The organism is Pseudomonas sp. RIT623 (assembly GCF_004519305.1).
Lineage (GTDB): Bacteria > Pseudomonadota > Gammaproteobacteria > Pseudomonadales > Pseudomonadaceae > Aquipseudomonas.
This window is the reverse complement of the sequence record NZ_SOZA01000004.1, coordinates 57,223-70,949: the sequence shown is the minus strand read 5'-3', so window position 1 is coordinate 70,949 and position 13,727 is coordinate 57,223. Positions and strand designations below refer to the sequence as shown.

Annotated in this window: 14 protein-coding genes and 1 tRNA gene; all 15 read right to left on the bottom strand. The window is 65.3% G+C overall.

Annotation, left to right across the window (positions count from 1 at the left end):
* Positions 1 to 12: 12 nt before the first annotated feature.
* Positions 13 to 1,830: a S9 family peptidase gene (locus tag E3U47_RS04615; RefSeq protein WP_134689831.1), complete on the bottom strand. Its 1,818-nt coding sequence runs from the start codon at positions 1,828 to 1,830 to the stop codon at positions 13 to 15.
* Positions 1,811 to 2,959 (bottom strand): pyrroloquinoline quinone biosynthesis protein PqqE, encoded by a 1,149-nt coding sequence (gene pqqE / locus E3U47_RS04610; RefSeq protein ID WP_134689830.1) that lies wholly within the window; start codon positions 2,957 to 2,959, stop codon positions 1,811 to 1,813. The genes E3U47_RS04615 and pqqE overlap by 20 nt, the downstream gene beginning before the upstream one ends.
* On the bottom strand, positions 2,931 to 3,206 hold the full coding sequence (gene pqqD, locus E3U47_RS04605) for a pyrroloquinoline quinone biosynthesis peptide chaperone PqqD (RefSeq protein WP_134689829.1): 276 nt from the start codon (positions 3,204 to 3,206) through the stop codon (positions 2,931 to 2,933). The genes pqqE and pqqD overlap by 29 nt, the downstream gene beginning before the upstream one ends.
* On the bottom strand, positions 3,203 to 3,940 hold the full coding sequence (pqqC, locus tag E3U47_RS04600; protein ID WP_177414198.1) for a pyrroloquinoline-quinone synthase PqqC: 738 nt from the start codon (positions 3,938 to 3,940) through the stop codon (positions 3,203 to 3,205). Before pqqC ends, pqqD begins: the two co-directional genes overlap by 4 nt.
* Positions 3,941 to 3,967: 27 nt before the next feature.
* The gene (pqqB, locus tag E3U47_RS04595) at positions 3,968 to 4,879 is read right to left on the bottom strand and encodes a pyrroloquinoline quinone biosynthesis protein PqqB (protein ID WP_134689827.1); all 912 of its coding nucleotides are present in this window, start codon (positions 4,877 to 4,879) and stop codon (positions 3,968 to 3,970) included.
* Positions 4,880 to 4,958: 79 nt separating this feature from the next.
* Positions 4,959 to 5,030: a pyrroloquinoline quinone precursor peptide PqqA gene (gene pqqA, locus E3U47_RS04590; RefSeq protein ID WP_003243383.1), complete on the bottom strand. Its 72-nt coding sequence runs from the start codon at positions 5,028 to 5,030 to the stop codon at positions 4,959 to 4,961.
* Positions 5,031 to 5,197: 167 nt separating this feature from the next.
* The gene (gene pqqF / locus E3U47_RS04585) at positions 5,198 to 7,480 is read right to left on the bottom strand and encodes a pyrroloquinoline quinone biosynthesis protein PqqF (RefSeq protein ID WP_134689826.1); all 2,283 of its coding nucleotides are present in this window, start codon (positions 7,478 to 7,480) and stop codon (positions 5,198 to 5,200) included.
* 79 nt (positions 7,481 to 7,559) lie between these two features.
* Entirely contained in the window at positions 7,560 to 8,342 is a 783-nt protein-coding gene (locus E3U47_RS04580) for a carbon-nitrogen hydrolase family protein (protein ID WP_134689825.1), read from the bottom strand.
* Between the two features lie 16 nt (positions 8,343 to 8,358).
* Complete coding sequence (locus tag E3U47_RS04575; RefSeq protein ID WP_134689824.1) at positions 8,359 to 10,041, bottom strand: NAD(P)/FAD-dependent oxidoreductase; 1,683 nt, start codon at positions 10,039 to 10,041, stop codon at positions 8,359 to 8,361.
* Between the two features lie 216 nt (positions 10,042 to 10,257).
* Positions 10,258 to 10,719 carry an Lrp/AsnC family transcriptional regulator gene (locus tag E3U47_RS04570; RefSeq protein WP_134689823.1) on the bottom strand — a complete coding sequence of 154 codons (462 nt, stop codon included), beginning with the start codon at positions 10,717 to 10,719 and terminating at the stop codon, positions 10,258 to 10,260.
* A 74-nt stretch (positions 10,720 to 10,793) separates the two neighbouring features.
* Positions 10,794 to 11,429: a hypothetical protein gene (locus E3U47_RS04565; protein ID WP_167659435.1), complete on the bottom strand. Its 636-nt coding sequence runs from the start codon at positions 11,427 to 11,429 to the stop codon at positions 10,794 to 10,796.
* Positions 11,426 to 12,127: an F-box domain-containing protein gene (locus E3U47_RS04560; protein WP_134689822.1), complete on the bottom strand. Its 702-nt coding sequence runs from the start codon at positions 12,125 to 12,127 to the stop codon at positions 11,426 to 11,428. The genes E3U47_RS04565 and E3U47_RS04560 overlap by 4 nt, the downstream gene beginning before the upstream one ends.
* Positions 12,128 to 12,275: 148 nt before the next feature.
* Complete coding sequence (locus E3U47_RS04555; RefSeq protein ID WP_134689821.1) at positions 12,276 to 12,641, bottom strand: hypothetical protein; 366 nt, start codon at positions 12,639 to 12,641, stop codon at positions 12,276 to 12,278.
* Between the two features lie 135 nt (positions 12,642 to 12,776).
* Positions 12,777 to 13,532 (bottom strand): hypothetical protein, encoded by a 756-nt coding sequence (locus E3U47_RS04550; protein ID WP_134689820.1) that lies wholly within the window; start codon positions 13,530 to 13,532, stop codon positions 12,777 to 12,779.
* A gap of 115 nt (positions 13,533 to 13,647) precedes the next feature.
* Positions 13,648 to 13,724, bottom strand: a tRNA-Ile gene (locus E3U47_RS04545).
* Between the last annotated feature and the right edge of the window lie 3 nt (positions 13,725 to 13,727).

Genomic DNA, 13,727 nt, shown 5'->3' with positions numbered 1-13,727 from the left:
GCACCGTGGCGCCTACAGAGGCTCTGTGGCCAAGACCCGGCAATAGAACTTCCATTCCTCTTCGAGCGCATGGGCCAGATTCGCCGCCTGGCGAAAGCCATGTCGCTCGCCTGGGTAGAAATGCCCCTCGGCGGCAATGCCGTTGGCCTGCAAGGCCTCGAGCATCGAGCGGGTCTGCGCTGGCACGACTACCGCGTCCAGTTCACCCTGGAAGAAGATCACCGGTACCTGGATTTGCCCGGCATGCAGCAGCGGCGTGCGCTGGCGGTAGCGTTCGGCATCCTTCACGGGGTCGCCGATCAGCCAGTCCAGGTAATCCCCTTCGAACTTGTGGGTGGACTGCCCCAGCGCCACGGGGTCGCTGACGCCATATAGGCTGGCGCCGCCGCGGAACACCTTGTGGAAGGCCAGCGCGCAGAGGGTGGTGTAGCCGCCCGCGCTGCCACCGCGAATGAACGCCTGGCGAGGGTCGACCAGCCCCTGTTCGGCCAGGTATGCCACCACCGCGCAAGCATCCTGCACATCGCTTTCGCCCCAGCGCAAGTGCAGGGCCTGGCGATAGGCACGGCCATAGCCGCTGCTGCCCCGGTAGTTGAGGTCGGCGACGGCGAAGCCGCGCTGGGCCCAGTACTGGATACGCGGGTCGAGCACCGGGTAGCAGGCCGAGGTCGGCCCGCCATGGATGAACACCACCAGCGGCGCGGGGCCGTTGCTGGTCATCGCCGGGTAGAAGAACCCGTGGGCCATGCCATCGCCGCTGGCATAGCGAATTGGCTGTGGCTGGCTGATGTGTTCGGCGGGCAACACCTCGGCCCCGCCCGCCAGCACCCGTACCTCGTGGCTGCGCCGGTCGATGGCGATGACTGCCGGCGGGCTGATGGGCGAGGCGGCGATGGCATAGAGGGAGTCGGCATCCAGGGCCAGGCTGCGAAAGCGGCTGTAGGCGCTGGCGTAGCGCTGCACTTCACCGCTGTCCGTGCGTAGCCCCAGTTGTCCGAAGCCTTCTTCGAACCAGCTGGCCAGGTAGCTGGCAGGGCCCAGCGCCAGCCAGGTGCAGGGGCCCAGTTGCCAGGGTGCGGCGGCATGGTCGGCGTTGGTGGCGGGCAAGGCTTGCCAGCGTTCGTCGACTTCACCCCAGGGCTGCCAGAAACCGTCGTGGTCCGACAGGCAGTACAGGCGTCCTGCGGTATCGAAGCGCGGTTGCTGCAGCGACTCGTCCTGTCCGGCGATGCAGCGTGCCGGCCCCCAATCGCCAGCCGGGCCGCGCTCGCGGCACATCAGGCGGGTGTGGGTCCATGGCTGCGCGGGGCGATCCCATTCGATCCAGGCCAGGCGCTGGCCGTTGTCGCTCAGGGTCGGCGTGGCATAGAAGTCGGCGCCTTCAGCGAGGACTTCACGGCTGCCTGCGGCCAGGCTGACCAGCCGATGGACCACCTGCTCGCCATGGCTTTCCTCCACCGCCAGTACCTGCCCGGCGTGCCAATGCACGTCGCCATAGCGACAGGCCTGGTCATGGGTGAGGGCGCGCGGCGCCGAACCATCCAGCGCCTGGGTGTAGACCTGCTGGTCGTGCTCGTTGACGAACACCAGGCCGTGCTCGGCCAGGCAGAAGCTGCCACCGCCATATTCATAGACCCGGCTGCGCACACTGAAGCCGTCGGGGGTCAGGCAGTGGGCCTGTTGCTCGCGCCACTGCCAGATCCGGCAGGCGCCATCGGCGGGGCGGAACTCGTTCCAGAACAGGCCCAGCGCGCCGACCTTGAGTTCGGCGAAGTCGGTGCCTGCGGCCACCGCCTGGGCGGCGCTGAACTCAGCCACGGGCAATGACATGGGAGTTGCGTTGGTTGCGGAAGGTCATCTGTTCGATCTCCAGCGTCGCGTGTTCGGCGTCCTCGCGGGCCTTGAGGATGATGCCGTGGTCGGGTGACTTGGCGCACACCGGGTCGGCCTTGCTGGCGTCGCCGGTGAGCATGAAAGCCTGGCAGCGGCAGCCGCCGAAGTCCTTTTCCTTCTCGTCGCACGAGCGGCACGGCTCGGGCATCCAGTCATAGCCGCGGAAGCGGTTGAAGCCGAACGAGTCGTACCAGATGTGGCGCAGGTCGTGCTCGCGCACATTGGGGAACTGCACCGGCAGTTGGCGCGCGCCATGGCAGGGCAGGGCGGTGCCGTCCGGGGTGATGGTCAGGAACAGGCTGCCCCAGCCGTTCATGCAGGCCTTGGGGCGCTCTTCGTAGTAGTCGGGGGTAACGAAGATCAGCTTGCATGGGCTGCCTTCGGCCTTGAGTTTGTCGCGGTACTCATTGGTGATGCGTTCGGCCCGTTCCAGCTGGGCGCGGGTCGGCAGCAGGCCTAGGCGGTTGAGGTGCGCCCAGCCGTAGAACTGGCAGGTGGCCAGCTCGACGAAATCGGCCTCCAGGGCGATGCACAGCTCGATGATGCGGTCGATCTTGTCGATGTTGTGCCGATGGGTGACGAAGTTGAGCACCATCGGGTAGCCGTGGGCCTTTACCGCCCGGGCCATCTCCAGCTTCTGCGCGAAGGCCTTCTTCGAGCCGGCCAGCAGGTTGTTCACCTGCTCGTCGCTGGCCTGGAAGCTGATCTGGATATGGTCCAGCCCGGCCTGCTTGAACGCGGCGATCTTCTGCTCGGTCAGGCCGATGCCGGAGGTGATCAGGTTGGTGTAGTAGCCCAGGCGCCGGGCCTCGCCGATCAATTCGGCGAGGTCCTGGCGCACCAGCGGTTCGCCGCCGGAAAAACCAATCTGCGCGGCGCCCATCTCGCGGGCTTCGGCCATTACCTTGAACCACTGCTCGGTGCTCAGTTCCTGGCCTTGCGCGGCGAAGTCCAGGGGGTTGGAGCAGTACGGGCACTGCAGCGGGCAGCGGTAGGTCAGCTCGGCCAACAGCCACAGCGGCAGGCCGACCGGCACCTCAGGCGAGGGTGATCCAATGTTCGGCACGGGCCACCTCCATGAATTGCTCGATGTCGTCGGCGACTTCGGGCACACCGGGGAATTGCTGTTCAAGCTCGGCGATGATCGCCGCCACCGAGCGCTGGCCATCGACCAGGCCGCCGATCAGCCCGGCGCTGTCGTTGAGCTTGATCATGCCCTCGGGGTACAGCAGCACATGGCCCTTCTGTGCCGGCTCGTATTGGAAACGGTAGCCTGGGCGCCAGGCGGGCACCTGTTGACGGTCGAAACTCATAGGGCGATCCCCTTGTGCCAGACCCGCTCGGCGGTGACGCTGTGGTACGGCGGGCGGTTCAGTTCATAGGCCATGCTCATGGCATCGAGCATGCTCCACAGGATATCCAGCTTGAATTGCAGGATCTCCAGCATGCGCTCCTGCCCTTGGCGGGTGGTGTAGTGCTGCAGGGTGATCGCCAGGCCGTGTTCCACATCACGCCGGGCCTGGCCCAGGCGGGTACGGAAGTATTCATAGCCGGCCGGGTCGATCCACGGATAGTGCTGCGGCCAGCTGTCCAGGCGCGATTGGTGGATCTGCGGGGCGAACAGCTCGGTCAGCGAGCTGCTGGCGGCCTCCTGCCAGCTGGCGCGACGGGCGAAGTTGACGTAGGCGTCCACGGCAAAGCGCACCCCGGGCAGCACCAGCTCCTGGCTGCGCAGTTGGTCTGGGTCCAGGCCCACGGCCTGACCGAGGCGCAACCAGGCCTCGATGCCGCCGTCCTCGCCGGGTGCGCCATCGTGGTCGAGCAGGCGCTGGATCCACTCGCGGCGGATTTCGCGGTCCGGGCAGTTGGCCAGGATCGCCGCATCCTTCATCGGGATGTTCACCTGGTAGTAGAAGCGGTTGGCCACCCAGCCCTGGATCTGCTCGCGGCTGGCACGGCCTTCATACATCGCCACGTGGTAGGGGTGATGGATGTGATAGTAGGCGCCCTTGGCGCGCAGGGCCTGCTCGAACTCGGCAGGGGACATCGGCGTTGCGTCGCTCACAGGGCCTCCTTACAGCTCGATACTCATGCCATCGAAGGCGACTTCCACGCCGCGGCGCTGTACTTCGGCACGTTCTGGCGAGTCTTCGTCGAGGATCGGATTGGTGTTGTTGATATGGATAAGCACCTTGCGCTGGCGTGGGAAGCCGTCCAGCACCTCGAGCATGCCGCCCGCGCCGTTCTGCGCCAGGTGGCCCATCTCGCGTCCGCTGCGGGTGCCGACACCGCGGCGCTGCATCTCATCATCCTCCCACAGGGTGCCGTCGACCAGCAGGCAATCGGCGCCGTGCATCATCTCCAGCAGCTTGGTGTCGACCTGGCCCAGGCCCGGCGCGTAGAACAGCTTGCCGCCGGTGCGGGTGTCCTCCACCAGCAGCCCGAGGTTGTCGCCGGGGTGCGGGTCGAAACGGTGCGGTGAGTAGGGCGGCGCGGCGCTGCGCAGCGGGAAGGGGGTGAAACGCAGGTTCGGGCAGGCGCCGATGACGAAGCTGGTGTCGAGGTCGATGCGGTTCCACACCAGCCCGCCGTTCCAGTGGCTGAGCATGTTGAACAGCGGGAAACCGGTGGTCAGGTCCTGGTGGACCATGTCGGTGCACCACACCTGGTGCGGGCAGCCTTCGCGCAGGCTGAGCAGGCCGGTGGTGTGGTCGATCTGGCTGTCGAGCAGGACGATGGCATCGATACCGGTGTCACGCAGGGCACGGGCCGGCTGCATCGGCGCGAAGGCCTGAAGCTGGGCGCGGATGTCCGGCGAGGCATTGCACAGAATCCAGTGCTCGCCGTCGTCGGACAGGGCGATGGACGACTGGGTACGCGCCGTGGCGCGCAGGGTGCCGTCGCGGTAGCCCTTGCAGTTGACGCAGTTGCAGTTCCACTGGGGGAAACCGCCGCCAGCGGCCGAGCCGAGAATCTGGATGTACATGGGCGCCCTCTGAAGCAGGAAACGGTGATTCGAAAACGACGACGCCCCGGCGGGCCGAGGCGTCTGGTCGCGCTGCCGCTTAGCGGTTGGCGAAGTACATGGTCACTTCGAAGCCGATACGCAGGTCAGTGTATGCAGGTTTGGTCCACATGGGCTTGCTCCTTCCGGATGGGTTTTGGGGTCAGCTCATCATTGGGTACCGTCTGGGGGCAGAGGTTCCATTGGCTGAGATTGCGCTATCTTACAAGAAAAATTTGTACCGAAAGGTTAATTATTCGAAATGCGCCCTTGCAGGCTTGGTAACAATCCGCGCCGCGCTCAGTGCCAATGAGCCTCTGGGGCGGCGGCGTTGGCCAAGCATAGCCAGCCATGTTCGGCTGCCAGTAACTGCTGCAGTAGCGCCTCCAGATCGCGCTGTTCGACAGTCAGGATAGACTGGCGCATGCAAGCCAGCCGCGGATTTTGTGTCGCCATATGTGCCTGCCAGGCCCAGTGCGCGACTTCGGCATTGGCCATGGCCGCTTCGCTGAACTGCTCGGCCAGTTGTTGGCGGCTGTCGGCGGCCAGTTGCACGCCCTCCTGCAGCAGCGTGGTCAGGTGGCCAAGCACCTCGGCCTGGCCGGCCTTCGGCGATTGTACGCCGAATAGCAGCCCGCCGTGCCCGGCAACCTGGCGAAAGGCGCTGAACACCGCATAACCCAGTTGCAGTTCGACCCGCAAGCGCTGGTAAACCGGCCCTTGCAACAGGTGCGCGAGCAGGCGGCCGCTGGCTTGCAGGGTGTCTGGCAGCGGGCAGAACAGTAACAGGGCCGGCTCGCTGCCAGGGGTGTGCACCTGATGCCAGTGGCGCCCAGTGAAGTGGCGCCTGGCTGGCGGCTCGCCAGGCTGCCCAGGGATGGCCTGCACGGCCGCGCCGAGGGCGTCGCGGCTGGCTTGGTCGAAGCCGATGGCCAGGCCTTGCCAGCGGGCCTGCTGCCAGGGCGAGGCGAGATCGCCGGCGGAGTGGCCTTGGGCTGCTGCCGGGTCAAGGATGTTCGGCAGGGCCTTGAGCAAGGCGCGGATAGGGATCAGCGCCGGTTCGCTGGCTGCCGTGGCCTGCCAGTGTTCGCGGGCTGGCGTGCTGATTTGCTCGAGCGCCTCTGCCGCCGCGCTCACCACCGCCAACGGATAGCCGCCGACACGCAGTTGCAGGTAGGCGCCAGTGGCTTCCAGGTCCAGTTGCACTGCGGCGCGTTCGGCACGCTCACGGAGCGTTTGCAGGGCGCGCTCGAGCACGGGCAGTACGCGCGCCGCCGAGGGCAGGTGCCAGCGCAGGTAGAGCGTGGCGAACTGGCGCGAGGCGGGCAGCGCATCGCTGACCGTCAGGCCCGGCGGCAAGGCGGCGTTTCGGGCCGGTGGCGTTGTCGCCAGCAGTGGTTCGGCCGGTGGCAGATGCCAGGGGCCGGCGCAGCCCTGCGGGAGATCGGCTAGTAGTGCATCCAGGGCGGCCAGGCCTTGTCGGGCGAGTGCTTGGTAGGGCTGGCCGGCACTGTCGCGGCGGGCCAGCTCCAGCGCGCTGGCCGCCTGCTCACGGCGTTGTTGCAATTGCCCGAAGGCGACGTTCAGCCGCTGTCCACCCTGCTGGCGAACGAAACCGAGCCAGCTGTGCAACAGCTGTTGGGCTTGTGTGGCATCGGCCTGGGCCGTCAGTTGCAGCCGCACGTGCCACAGCAGCTGGCCGGCATGGCTGTACAGGCGCTGCGCCTTGCAGTTGTGCAGCCAGCCTCGCTGGCGCAGTTCGGCCAGCCAGCCACCTGGGCGGCTATCGCTGAGCAGGTCCAGCAGCAGCTCAAGGGCTTGCTCGGCTTGTGCCGGGAGGTGCTCGTGGGCAAACAGCAGGTCCTGCGTGCTGGGCGAGCGCAGTGGGCCGTCGCGCAACCGGGGTGGCGTGGGGCGATCTGCCGAGGTGCCCGCGGCGAACTGCGCGCCCAGGCGTCTGGCCAATGCTTCCAGTGCTTCCAGCGGTTGAGGGCCTGCCAGGCTCAGGGTGATCCGGTTGCCTTGATAGAAGCGCCGGTGAAACTGTTGCAGCGCCTGTTGGAACGCCGCATCCCTTAGCGGCAGGCTGTAGCGGTTACCGGCGTGGAAGGCCCTGAGCGGATGATTGGCGGCAACCGACTGGAGCAAGGCGAACTGCTGTTGGGCCTCGGGGTTGCGCGTCCAGGCGATGAACTCGGCGTGGATCACCTCGCGCTCGGGCTGCTGGCGCTCAGGGCTCAGGTCGGGTTCGGCGAGCATCTGGCACAGGCGCTCCAACCCACCGGCCAGCGCTGCAGGGGGCACTTCGAAGAAGAAATCGGTGGTGCGTTCGCGGGTGCTGGCATTGACCTGGCCGCCCAGGCCCTGCACGTAGCGCATCAGGCCGTCGTCCAGTGGGAAACGCTCGGTACCCAGGAAGAACAGGTGCTCGAGAAAGTGCGCCAGGCCCGGCCAGCGCGTCGGTGCGTCGTGGCTGCCGGCATGCACTCGCAGCGCCGCCGCCGCCCGTTTGAGGCGTGGCGCGTGGCGCAGGGTCAGGTGCAGGCCGTTGGCGAGGGTGAGGTGGCGGATGGCGTCGGACATAGCGCCATGCTAGCGCGCAATGCCGAGGTTGTCTGGTTTGGCCCAGCGCCAATTATCAACACCCTGCAAGGGATGGCTGTTAATGCAGATCCCGGCGCAGGTCCGCCAGGTAGGGGAACGCCAGGCGCCCCTCGACTACCCGCTCGTGCTCCAGGTCCGCCAGCAACTGGCACTCTTCGCGCCCGGCCATCGCCAGCAGGCTGCCGTCCGGGCCGACGATGCTGCTCTGGCCGCAATACTGGATCTCGCCCTCGCTGCCGCGGTAGTTGGCATACACCAGGTAGCACTGGTTCTCCTGCGCCCGTGAGCGCACGGTCACCTGGCAAACGAAGTCGTAGGGGGTCATGTTCGCCGTCGGCACCAGGATCAGTTCGGCGCCGGCCAAGGCCAGGCGCCGGGCGTTCTCCGGGAACTCGATGTCGTAGCAGATCAGCAGACCGACCTTCCAGCCGTCCAGCTCGACCACCGGGAAGTGATCGGCGCCCGGGCTGAACATCGAGCGGTCGAGCTCACCGAACAGGTGGGTCTTGCGGTAGTTGCACAGGCTGCGGCCATGGGCGTCGATCAACTGCACGCTGTTGTAGATCGCGCCATCCTCGCCCCTCTCGGGGTAGCCATAGACGATGGCGATTCGATGCGCCTGGGCAATCTCGACCACACTCATCGCCGAGGGGCCGTCCTCGGCCTCGGCCAGGCGTTCCACCTGGTCCAGGCCGATGTTGTAGCCGCTGAGGAACATCTCCGGGCACACCAGCAACTGGGCGCCGCGTCCGGCGGCCAGCTGGGCCTGGCGTTGCAGGCGCTCGAGATTGCCGGGCACGTCCAGGGGCTGGGGCGTGCCCTGGTACAGGGCGATGCGCATGGCGCTACTCCTTCGCTCAGTCGGCCAGGGCGATTGGCCCGATCTCGTCGAACACGTCGCCCGGGCCGGGGTTGTCCGGGTGGGTCTGGCCACCAAAGTGGTTCATGATACCCCACACCGCGTTCAGCGAAGTCTGCACCGCGCCTTCGACCCAGGCTGGGGTCCACGACACGTCGTCACCGGCGATGAAGATGCCGCGTTGCTCGGCCGGCATGTCGGCCTGCATGAAGTGCGCGTACATCCGTTGGTTGTAGCGATAATGGCCGGGCAGCGCGCCTTTGAAGGCACCGAGGAAGTGCGGGTCGGCCTCCCACGAGATGGTGATAGGGTCGCCGATGATATGCCCGGCGATATCAGTCTTCGGGTAGATCTTCTTCAGCGCGTCGAGGGCCAGCTGCACGCGCTTCTCGGTAGGGTGCGGGAGCATCTTCAGGGCATCGCTCATCCAGGCGTAGGACAGGCAGATCACCCCGGGCTTGTCATCGCCGTTGTCGAACAGGTAGGTGCCGCGGGTCAGGCGGTCGGTGAGGGTCATGCTCATCAGGTCGCGGCCGGTCTGCGGGTCCTTGTCCTTCCAGAACGGCCGGTCGACCATGACGAAGGTCTTCGACGACTGCATGTAGCGGGTGCGGTCCAGGGCCATCCACATCTTCTGCGAGAACAGCGATTCCTCGCAGTCGATCTGGGTGGTCAGCAGCCAGCTCTGGCAGGTGGTGAGCACCGCGGCGTAAGAGCGGGTGTCGCCATAGTTGTCGGTGACCGCCAGGCGCCCATCGGCGGCCCGGGCGATACGCTTGACCCCGGCGCGCGGCGCGCCGCCGTGCAGGGTCTTGAGGCTGGTGCCGGCCGGCCAGTGGGCGCAACGCTCCGGTACATGGCGCCAGATGCCCTGGGGTACCTGCTCGACGCCGCCGACCACCAGGTGCTGGTGGTCGTCGCAATTGGTCATCACCACGCGGAAGATTTCCAGCATCGAGTTGGGGAAGTCCGAGTCCCAGCCACCGGTGCCGAAGCCCACCTGGCCGAACACCTCGCGGTGCTGGAAGCTGAGCTTGGCGAACGAGCGCGAGGTGGCGACGAAGTCGTAGAAGGTGCGGTCGTCCCACAGCGGCACCAGTTTGTTCCATAGGTCTTTCAGGCGCGGCACGTCGCGGTCGCGGATGGCCTGCTGGATATCGCCGAATTGCGCGCCGCTTTCCAGGGCGTCGGCCCAGGCGTCGGCAACTTCGTGGAACAGTTGCGGCAGGTCGGCCTTGTTCTCGGCGTAGTAGGTTTGCCCTTCCAGGTCGATGACCGTGCTGCCCGAGGCGGGCGTCAGCGGGTTGGGGAAGGGCTTGGTCTCCAGGCCCAGCTTGTCGACATAGTGGTAGAAGGCCGTGGACGACACCGGAAAGCGCATGCCGCCGAGTTCGGCGACGATGCCGTCGGTGCCGTTGAAGGCTTGCGAGCGCAGCCGGCCACCGAGTTTGGAGGCTTCGTACACCACCGGCTTGAGGCCCAGCTTCATCAGTTCGTAGGCCGCCACCAACCCGGCGATGCCGCCACCGACGATAGCTACTTCCTCGCCATGCCGCTCCTTGGGGATGCTGCCCAGGCCGGCCGGGTGCTCCAGCCAGTCGTCGAAGGCGAAGGGGAAGTCCGGGCCGAAGATGGTGATGGGTTTCTTGCCGTCGGCGGGGTGGCGGTTGTTCTTGTTCATGTAATGACCTTGCCAGGGAGGCTGCGCAGGGGCGGAGCCTGAGTATAGAAAATGCCTGGTGGCCATTTTATGAAGCGCGGAGTTCGTAATTAAGAGGCAGAGTGGCGTCGTTATGAAGGTTGTTTCGTCGTAATGACTGCTATTGGTAAAAGAGTGACGAAGGCGCTGCTAATCGCGATTTTTCTTACGGGCCCGGTCGTTCAGGGACATGGATGGTCAGCCTGGCTGCCCGCGGTCCACCTTGCTGCTGAGGATGATCGACGTGGTGGTCTTCTCTACCCCCTCGAGGCTGCCGATCTGGTCGAGCAACTGGTCCAGTTGCTCCGGCGAGTCGCTGCTCAGCCAGGCGACGTAGTCGAATTCGCCGCTCACCGCGCACAACTGCTGCACCTGGCCCATCGCCCCCAGGCGGCGGACGATGTCCTTGCCCGAGCGCGGCTGCGCCTTGATCCCCACATAGGCCTGCAAGCCGCCGCCGAGCAGGCGCTGGCCCAGGCGCACGCCGTAGCCGGTGATGACCTTGCTCTTTTCCAGCCGCGCCAGGCGCGAGTTGACCGTGGTGCGGGCGATGCCCAGGTGGCGGGCGAGGGTGGCGACGCTTTCGCGGGCGTTGATCTGCAGCAGGGCGATCAGCTTGCGATCGATTTCGTCGAGGGCGATGGCGCGGGAGTCTGGCATGGTGGGTCTCGGCAGTCGGGTCGCTAGCCTAGCCAGCTCCTACGGTCCAGGGCAAGACACGGTGTGGCGGCGCTTCAGGCCGCTGGCTGCGGATGCGTGGTGATCTGCACATCGAGCTTCTGGCTGGCGGCCAGGCACCAGGCCTGGAGCGCCGCATCGATCGCGGCCTTGTCGGCCAAGTGCTCCAGGCCAATGGCCTGGGCGAAGCAGCGATAGCCGGGTTTGCTCTGATCGTTGACTTGCCCGTCCTCCGGGTAGTCGATGGTCAACCAGGCGTCTCGGTACCAGTTGCCTTCGGCGGGGGTATCGCAGACCACCACCGACAACACCAATTTACTGGTGGCCGCTTCGACCGCAAGATCACTGAACTGGCCTGTGTGTTTGTCATACCCCGTATCGCTGCGCACCCAAACACCGAACATCAGGTCGCCCTTGCGGTGGCTGTGCCATGGCTCAGGTTGGTTCTGCGGGGTGCGTAGCCAGAGCACCGACATGTCATGGAACGGCAGGTAGCGCAGGCCGCTGGTCTTGAGGTTTTCCAGCCCGGCGACCCGTTGTGGCAGCGAATGGACGTAGGTCTGGTAATAGTCTTGTGCGCCCAGGCTGTCGCGCAGATACGCGAGCAATTCGAACATGCGCTGCTGGTAATCAGCCAGCAGACGGTAAGCACGGCGTACATCGATCAGTGCGTTTGCCAAAGATTCGCTCATTTCAGGCTCCATGCCGCGAAAGCGCCGGTGGGCGTTTCGATGTGAACCGGCTTCAGGGCGCTGAGCCACTGCACCGGGTGGGTTTTCAGGCTGTGCCAGGCATAGCACCTGGCAAGGTCTTCCAGCAGGCGCTGGCTGCCGGTGAACGAGCTGTCGAGCGCGCTCTCGAGTGCCTGGAACATCTGTTGCCAGCTCCGGCAGACCAGCCGGAAAGGTTGCTGTGGCCGGTTGGCCAGCTCGTTGTGCACCTGCTCGAGCAGCCGCGCCCGGCCAGCTTGCGAGTTGTCCTTGAGCCCTCCCAGTGTCAGCAGGATGCTATCGGCCTCCAAGGCCCCGGCATGCCAGCCAGCCCTGAGCTCGCGAGCCAACTGCGCGGGAGACTGTTGATCGTAATGGTCATGGCGCTTGGCCTCGATCAGCAGCGTGCGATTGCCATCGCTGAGCAGCACGTCGGGTTCTACCTGCCTGCCTTCGGGCAGGCGCCAGGAGGGCCAGAAGGTGATGGCTTGCAACGGACCAAAGGGCTCGCCCAGCAACGCCTGGAACACCGCGCAGAACTGTTCATCGGGCAGATAAGCCAGGCGTTCGAACAAGGTAGCGGTCAACACGTCCTCCGCACCCTCGCTGCGCTCGAGGTCGAGCGCCTGATGGTGCATGCCGGTGCCTCTTTTCTTGCCGGCCAATACGGCATTGAGCATGACGCGTCCTTCGTCTGGAGAATGGGGTGGCAGAACCGCGGAGTATCGTAGCAAGGGATATGGCTATGTGCCTGCTTTTGCGGAAAACGCCAAGAAAAAGGCCGCGCATGAGCGCGGCCTGTTCCGACCTGGAGGGGGCGCGGCGATGTCAGCGCGCGGCGCTGGTCTGCGCGGTGGCGCAGGGCGACTTCAGTCCGGCGGTCATGCTCTCGACGTTGTCGAGCATCTGGTTGCCCTGATTGACCTTCTGGGCATTCTCCGCCAGTTGCATGCGCTGATCGTAAGTGGCGGAGGTGCCGTTCATGCTGTGCTTGGTCTCGAGCACGGAGTTGGCGATGCTGAGCAGGCTGCGCCCGGTGGAGATCAGGTTGTCGGTTGCGCTGGGCGTGCACGGCGAGTTGCTGCTGGCCATGTTCTGCGTGCCCTGGTTGTAGCCCCCGGGTGCCGCGCAGCCGGCGAGTGCCAGCAGCATGGGTGCAACGAGCAGGGCCCCAAGGCGTCCTTGGATGTTCATGTGACGTTCCCTCGATCACTGGGCTCCGACCCGGTGCCGAAGCGATGGAGGAATTCTAGAAAGGAGGCAATGATGGCGAAATAGAACGGGTGTCCTAAAGGCACTTTGCCCTGCCTGGGCGCTATTCGCGAGGCATCAGATGCCCAGCAGGGTTTTGACCGTGGTGGCGACGTTGGCGATGTTGGAGAAGATGTTGGTCTGCCGCTCGATCTTTTGCAGGCCGTTCACTGCCTCGCTGTCAGCGTCGTTGCGGATAAGTTTGGGGTCGCCATCCGCCATTGGGGCTTTGATTTCAAGGGCATCGACAGTTGAGGTGTAGCGCGCCTTGGACTCGGCGAAAAGATCGCTTGGTATGCCTTGGTAGTCACTGAATTGGCTGAATTTTACGACGTTCTCGATGAGCTGAAGTTCCGCGTCGATGCGGATGGCGATGGAGGCGAAGGTGGTGAAATTGGTGTTTTGATCGATGATGCTGGCGCGCCAGTTGTACTGGTCGACAATGTTGTTGAACGGATACAGCAGGTCGAAACCCAGGCGCAGCATGCGCTGCTGGGCCGTTGGGCCTAGCACGACCAAGCAGGCCTGGACTTCGGTCGCCAGGGTGCAGGACTGCGGGTCGCCAAGCTTGGAGCTGTCGTTGATCGGTGCCTTGGTCGGGTAGGTGTCCAGCAACAGTTTGAAGTAGGCGTCGTGGGCCGCTCTGAACTTGCCGATGATGTGGAAGGTGTCCATTGTGGGTGATCGTCCTTGGTCTTGAGTGGCATCGCTTATTTGCTGGCGGTTCTTGAGCCCTGTGAACCGGTTCGTTTCCTTGCCATCGCGGTTGAGGGCAGGTTCAGCATGCACCGTTGCCAGGTTCGGCACCATCTGTATCTGGGGTGCGCTGGCCACGTTGATCTGGAAGGCTGCAACGCCCGGCAACGGCGTGAGTTAGCAGGGGCATGAGCTGAGGCAGGGTTACGGCAGCTGTAGAAAGCACAAAGCCGCGTCAGACGCGGCTTTAAATTGGTGGGCCCACACGGACTCGAACCGTGGACCAAAGGATTATGAGTCCTCTGCTCTAACCGACTGAGCTATAGGCCCTCA

Excerpts from the sequence above, each read along its gene's own strand:
- E3U47_RS04615 (WP_134689831.1), bottom strand. The coding sequence starts at position 1,830 with ATGTCATTGCCCGTGGCTGAGTTCAGCGCCGCCCAGGCGGTGGCCGCA.
- pqqD (WP_134689829.1), bottom strand. The coding sequence starts at position 3,206 with ATGAGTTTCGACCGTCAACAGGTGCCCGCCTGGCGCCCAGGCTACCGT.
- pqqC (WP_177414198.1), bottom strand. The coding sequence starts at position 3,940 with ATGTCCCCTGCCGAGTTCGAGCAGGCCCTGCGCGCCAAGGGCGCCTAC.
- pqqB (WP_134689827.1), bottom strand. The coding sequence starts at position 4,879 with ATGTACATCCAGATTCTCGGCTCGGCCGCTGGCGGCGGTTTCCCCCAG.
- pqqF (WP_134689826.1), bottom strand. The coding sequence starts at position 7,480 with ATGTCCGACGCCATCCGCCACCTCACCCTCGCCAACGGCCTGCACCTG.
- E3U47_RS04580 (WP_134689825.1), bottom strand. The coding sequence starts at position 8,342 with ATGCGCATCGCCCTGTACCAGGGCACGCCCCAGCCCCTGGACGTGCCC.
- E3U47_RS04575 (WP_134689824.1), bottom strand. The coding sequence starts at position 10,041 with ATGAACAAGAACAACCGCCACCCCGCCGACGGCAAGAAACCCATCACC.
- E3U47_RS04570 (WP_134689823.1), bottom strand. The coding sequence starts at position 10,719 with ATGCCAGACTCCCGCGCCATCGCCCTCGACGAAATCGATCGCAAGCTG.
- E3U47_RS04565 (WP_167659435.1), bottom strand. The coding sequence starts at position 11,429 with ATGAGCGAATCTTTGGCAAACGCACTGATCGATGTACGCCGTGCTTAC.
- E3U47_RS04560 (WP_134689822.1), bottom strand. The coding sequence starts at position 12,127 with ATGCTCAATGCCGTATTGGCCGGCAAGAAAAGAGGCACCGGCATGCAC.
- E3U47_RS04555 (WP_134689821.1), bottom strand. The coding sequence starts at position 12,641 with ATGAACATCCAAGGACGCCTTGGGGCCCTGCTCGTTGCACCCATGCTG.